Genomic DNA, 5604 nt, shown 5'->3' with positions numbered 1-5604 from the left:
CGTGACCGGTGATTCCGGGATATCACCCAAAATCGGTCACGATAAAACGGAATGAGCGGTCACGTTAGCCCGGAACAGGCGGTCACGTTCAAACGGAATGGGCGGTCACGATGGGCCGGAATATGCAAAACCAGCGCTTGTGCCGGTAGTGCTCGATAGAGCGAACCAGCAGCCAGTTCAGCGCCGAGCCCAGCACATTGCCTGTGGTGACCACCGCCAGCAGTACCCAGGCTGCATACTGGTCGGTCAATATCATCCCGAGCAGTACCGCCTCCGACTGCATGGGCAGCAGCGTGGCGGCACTTAAGGTGGCGAGAAACAGGCCGAAATATGCGGATAACTCCCACATCGGCTAGGCGTTCAGGCCGATCCAGCCATGGACGCCGACGTAAATCCCCACGCCGATAATCAACAAGCTGGACAGGTACGGGGCGCGACGCGCCACGGTGCCAAACCAAGGCCAACGATTGGACGCTTGGCGTGCGCCGAGAGCGGCAGCGGCACCAACAGTGACTAGGGTAATGGCCAGACCAATGCTGAAGCACAGTACCAAGACGGCTCCCAACGCGACCTCCTTCACTTGCAGGCACAGCAGCAACACAGTGATTGCTGCTGGACAGGGAATCAGGCCGCCCGTCAGGCCGAACATGATGATTTGGCCAGTAGTGACTTTACGGTTTCTGAAGCGCTTGCGGATGTCATTGGCATGCGCGCGCTCGTGGGAATCCTGATAGCCCTCTAGCGACAGCTCCAGTCCCTCCAGCTCAGTGTGAGCGTGATCATGACCGTGGCTATGCTCGCGGAACTCTAGGTCATAGTCATGGGGGTGACCGGCATGGCCCAGGCTCAAGCGTGCCGTGAACTCATGGGGCTCGGGAATCTCGTCCAGCGACTCTAGGTAGTCGCCCCGACCCACGAAGCGAAACCGTTGGGCCAATCCATCGGGGCGAGTTGTCAGTAGGCTCACTTCAGCAGCTGGCCAGTTATGGCCAGCCAGGTTCCTCAATCGCCAGCGCGGCGGGACGCCTTCCTCGAAGATCGACAGCTCGATACGTCCGTGCCCGGTGTCAATGCGGTGCGTTTCATCGTGATTTTCATGCAAGTGATCATCACTTTCCTCGAAGTGCCACATCTGTTCTCCACGCCAAGTACGCCAAAGCATCCATACCGCGATGACAATGATGATCGCGGCAGAGGCTAGCTGGAAATACGGCTCAGTGGTTTCGGCGTCCAAGTTCTGCCCGAGGTACATGCCGGCCATTGCCACCGCCCACACAACCGCAGTGTGCGAGAGCGTTGCGGCCAACCCCAGGAGCACCGCCTGCTTCACTGAACCACGAATGGCCACGATGAACGCTGCCATCATAGTCTTCGAATGCCCCGGTTCCAGGCCGTGCAAGGCCCCTAGAAGGATAGCGCTAGGAAAGTACAGCCAGGCCTGCGAGGCCCCCTGTTGCAGAAGTTCGGCGAAGCTAGACATAGGATGGACCTAAAGATACTTGGTGATTTGCTTGAAGTCTTCAAGTGAGGCGCGTTCGCCTGTCGCGAGGGCTTCGACTGTGTGTTCCAGGCAGTGGTCAATGTGATCTTGGATAAGCACACGCTTGGCTTGGCAGACAGCTTTTTCCACTGCATGCAGCTGCTGAGCTATGTCTACACAGGGGCGGCTGTCTTCGATCATGGTTACGATGCTGCGCAGATGACCTTCTGCGCGCTTCAATCTTTTGACGATGTCCTTATGGCTTTGGTGCTGATGTCCGTGCTCGTGTTCGCTCATGACTTGAGTCTCGTGCGTCGATGAATTATGCTCGCATGCTATCCCCCTGGGGGGGATAAGGTCAATCCGTCCAGCCCTCCAGAAAGCCAACCACTGCTTAGGCATCGAAAGAGCCACAACATGCTCGGTAAGTCCATCATTACCAAGGTACTTTTTGCTCTTGCTCTCGCCATATTGATAGCGTGGGCCGGGCATACATCTGCGCTTTTTATGGGTTCGAGCCAGCAGCCTTGGATTGATGACAGCACCATTCATTCTCATACCTATGGTGATGAAAAATTGACCTGTGCTACGTACGGGGATCATTGCCACTCGCCGCTGACCGCAGATCATTTACATGAAACACCGCATCTAACTTCACTGCTAAGCATCAGTACGGAGTCAGAGCGAACACAGTCAAGGGAAGCACCTCGCTATTCCATTCCTCCCAGACCGATCTTCCTGATCGAGCGGCCCCCCCGCCCTGAACTCGTGCTCTGACATAGGCCGCCATGCGGCCCAAAATCACTGTAACTCAGGACTTAATTATGCAATCGCTATCTATGCGAGCAATGGACGCATCTCCGGTGCGCCGGAGTCGCTTTTTACTACTGTTGCTGCTGCTCATGGCACTGCTGTTTCTCGGCATGCCTGAAGCACTAGCCCATGCTGTTGCCGAAGGCGACAAGGGATTTATCCAAGAAAGCTCCGGTGTGATGGTACTGCCGTTTATCTACATGGGCGCTAAACACATGATTACCGGCTACGACCATCTGCTGTTTCTCTTCGCGGTGATCTTCTTCCTCTACCGCCTAAAAGATGTGGGCTTCTACGTCACTATGTTTGCCGTAGGCCACACCATCACACTTCTGCTGGGCGTGTTGGCGGAAATCAGCATCAGCTCTTATGTGATCGACGCCATTATCGGCTTTTCGGTGGTGTACAAAGCACTCGATAACCTAGGAGCGTTCCAACGGTGGTTCGGTCACCAGCCAAATACGAAAGTAGCCACTTTGATATTTGGGTTACTCCATGGCTTTGGCCTAGCGACCAAGATTCAGGAATACAATATTTCGGCAGACGGCCTGATACCTAATTTGATTGCCTTCAACGTCGGCGTTGAAATTGGCCAGCTATTGGCTCTGAGCGCCATCTTGATTGCCATGGGCTACTGGAGGCGCACCGCTAGCTTTTGGCGTCATGCCTACGCTGCCAATGTCGCCATGATGAGCGCCGGCTTCCTGTTGATGGGTTACCAGCTCACCGGACTGATCGTTTCTCAATAAGGAATACTAAGCATGTTTAATACTAAGCTTCCGATCCAAAGTGAATTGCCGACCAGCCGCCAGTTGCTGCGCTCTACTGTGATCGCCGTAGGTGTTGCCGCTGTCTTATTGGTCACTGTTGTTATGCCCTCTGAGTACGCAATCGACCCAACGGGCGTAGGTCGCGCACTCGGACTGTCCCAGATGGGCGAAATTAAAATAACTCTGGCCGAAGAAGCGGCAGCGGATGCAGCTGTTCAGCCTGTTGCGGCTCCTGTTGCTCAAGCTCCTGCGCCTGCTCAGCCTTTGGCTCAAGAACAAGTTGCGGCAGTACCTGTGGCCACACCGGTAGTACCTCCTGAGCCAGCCCTGAAGTCCGATGAGGTAACGGTCACACTGAAACCGGGCGAGGCCAGTGAAATCAAACTGGAAATGCTCGACAAGGCCACAGTCAGCTACGAGTGGACAACCAATGGTGTGCCGGTCAACCACGACACCCACGGCGAGCCCTACAACGGCCCGAATGGCTATTTTCACAGCTACAGCAAGGGCAAGCAGGTTGAAGGCGACAATGGCGAGTTCACCGCCATCTTCGACGGCACCCACGGCTGGTTCTGGCGCAACCGCAGTAACAAAGATGTGACCATCACGCTCAAGACCAAGGGCGAGTACCTGAGCGTCAAGCGAGTTATCTAAGGCAAAAAGCCCCTGCGTCTGAGAGCGCCGGGGCTTTACATACATGATCGAATTTAAAAGGAATACACGATGAAAACCACGACTACCCTGAGTCGCACACTGCTGTTTTTTTGCCTGCTCGGCCTGCTGTCGGCATGTGGTGGCGAACCAGAAACTCAGTCGGACGTTGAAAGCCACGGTCATGCGCATGATTAAAAGCTAACAACCCGCCATGTTGAGTTGCAGCAATAATCAGTGCGTTGAATATCGCCCTAGCCATTGCTGCAAGTAACAAGCAAGACGCCACCATAGATCTGATCTGATCGTCAGCCCCAACTCTCGAAAACTATTTGGGCTACGCTAAAGCGATCTTGCTTGCTGCCAAAAGTTTTCCCGGCTCCAGAGTGATGTTGCAGACTGCAGGGTAAGCCTTGTATTCCCTTGGTGCAAGGCATGCTGACACTTACTCAGAGGAGATACACAATGCTTTTGTCGGGTGCCGCTGCGCTTGGAATGACGCAGCGTCAACGCATAGAGCTACTGGAGAGCGTCGAAGACACACTAGACTTCCTGACATCCAGCCTGACCTACCTGATACACGCGGAAAAGCCAGCGGATACAGCCAGATGCTGCCTCAATCGTAGAGTGGAAAGCCTTGGCTAAGGAGGTGTTCGATATCCAGTATGCGCTGCCGGGTTCGGACGTGAAGACCTACCAGTGGGTTATCGAGACCTATGGTCAGCGTCACCGCGAGCTGCGACCGCGGTATATGGCTAAGTAGCTAACGGCTCAATGACTGGCTGCACAGGACGTGTAGTGGTCAACTGATACCGGACAGTATTTTAAGTTTTTCTTCCGCCGCTACCGGCGATACACCACCGTTGAACGTATGCGGTCGTTGCTCGTTGTAATAGCCCATCAGGTAGTCAGCAACATCCCTTTGCGCCTCTGGCAGACTTCGATAGCCAAAGGCAGGTATCCACTCTGATTTCAGGCTTCTGAACAGCCTTTCCATTGGAGCATTATCCCAACAGTTTCCACGCCGGCTCATGCTCTGCTGCATACGGTATCTCCAGATCCGCTGGCGGAACTTGCGGCTTGCGTACTGGCTTCCTTGGTCCGAGTGGAACATGACATTGTCCGGCCTGCCCCGCTGTTCCCAGGCGTGATCCAGCGCTTTTACAACAAGGTCTGCATCTGGACTGGCTGACATGGCCCAGCCAACGACACGGCGCGCATACAGATCCAGCACTACAGCAAGGTAACTCCAGGCCTGACCGGTCCATACATAGGTAATGTCGCCACACCAGACTTGATCGGGTTGATCGACCACAAATTCCCGTGCCAAATGGTTCGGAATGTCGATCCGCTCGACCGTCGCCTGTTTGTAGGCATGAGGCCCTGGCTGTTTGCAAATCAGTCCCAGCTCGCTCATCAGACGCCGCACCTTGAAGCGCCCAGCAGCTATGCCTTCTTCGCTGAGCAGACCCACCATGGTCCGGCTACCTGCAGAGCTCCGGCTCTTCGAAAACAACCGGTTTACCTTTGCTTTCAAGGCAAGCCGCTCAACATCTATCCGACCCCGGCGTTGGCGGTAATCGTAATAGCTTGAACGACTAACATCGAACGCTGCGCAGACCATCTCGACAGGCATTTGCTCACCCAACTGGTCTATCAGCGCGTACGATTCATTTCGTCCGACATCAAGAGAGCGGTAGCCTTTTTTAATATAGTTTTCTCCATCTCAAGGCGTTTACAGCGGGCCTCGAGCTCCTGGATCCTGCGTTGCTCTGGCGTCAGGGCTTTGCCCTTGGGCGTGACACCCTGACGCTCCTGCGACAACTGATCGACCCAGCGGCGAAGAGCGCTTTCTCCCACGCCGAGAGAAGTACAAGCCTGGGGAATGCT

General features: G+C 55.0%; 7 protein-coding genes and 1 pseudogene. 4 read left to right on the top strand and 4 right to left on the bottom strand.

What is annotated here, in order from left to right:
- Positions 1–127: 127 nt before the first annotated feature.
- From H4J77_RS19085 to mreA, 3 genes and pseudogenes are all read right to left on the bottom strand, one after another.
- Positions 128–349: pseudogene (locus tag H4J77_RS19085) on the bottom strand (YqaA family protein); the annotation flags it as partial.
- Between the two features lie 3 nt (positions 350–352).
- Positions 353–1480, bottom strand: coding sequence for a nickel/cobalt efflux transporter (locus H4J77_RS19080; RefSeq protein ID WP_123891464.1), 1128 nt, complete (start codon positions 1478–1480; stop codon positions 353–355).
- A 9-nt stretch (positions 1481–1489) separates the two neighbouring features.
- Positions 1490–1777 (bottom strand): metal-sensing transcriptional repressor MreA, encoded by a 288-nt coding sequence (gene mreA / locus H4J77_RS19075; RefSeq protein WP_123891465.1) that lies wholly within the window; start codon positions 1775–1777, stop codon positions 1490–1492.
- Positions 1778–2304: 527 nt separating this feature from the next.
- On the opposite strand from mreA, the gene H4J77_RS19070 reads away from it, so the two are divergent.
- From H4J77_RS19070 to H4J77_RS19060, 4 genes are all read left to right on the top strand, one after another.
- Complete coding sequence (locus tag H4J77_RS19070) at positions 2305–3042, top strand: HupE/UreJ family protein (protein WP_372237936.1); 738 nt, start codon at positions 2305–2307, stop codon at positions 3040–3042.
- A 12-nt stretch (positions 3043–3054) separates the two neighbouring features.
- Positions 3055–3717 carry a transmembrane anchor protein gene (locus H4J77_RS19065; protein WP_123891467.1) on the top strand — a complete coding sequence of 221 codons (663 nt, stop codon included), beginning with the start codon at positions 3055–3057 and terminating at the stop codon, positions 3715–3717.
- 69 nt (positions 3718–3786) lie between these two features.
- Positions 3787–3912, top strand: coding sequence for a hypothetical protein (locus H4J77_RS20060; protein ID WP_256671457.1), 126 nt, complete (start codon positions 3787–3789; stop codon positions 3910–3912).
- 267 nt (positions 3913–4179) lie between these two features.
- Positions 4180–4359 (top strand): hypothetical protein, encoded by a 180-nt coding sequence (locus tag H4J77_RS19060; RefSeq protein WP_123891468.1) that lies wholly within the window; start codon positions 4180–4182, stop codon positions 4357–4359.
- A 157-nt stretch (positions 4360–4516) separates the two neighbouring features.
- On the opposite strand, the gene H4J77_RS19055 is transcribed toward H4J77_RS19060, so the two are convergent.
- Positions 4517–5604, bottom strand: a protein-coding gene (locus H4J77_RS19055) for an IS3 family transposase (RefSeq protein WP_182250001.1) whose coding sequence is annotated in 2 segments (ribosomal slippage) — positions 4517–5424 and positions 5424–5604 — 1089 coding nt annotated over the 2 segments. Because the reading frame shifts where the segments join, the coding sequence is not laid out codon by codon here. This gene is flagged as partial in the annotation.

Origin of the sequence: Pseudomonas sp. 5Ae-yellow (assembly GCF_014077575.1) — a bacterium.
GTDB classification, from domain to species: Bacteria; Pseudomonadota; Gammaproteobacteria; order Pseudomonadales; family Pseudomonadaceae; genus Halopseudomonas; species Halopseudomonas neustonica.
The sequence above is the reverse complement of the archived record's forward strand: the minus strand, read 5'-3'. Positions and strand labels throughout refer to the sequence as shown.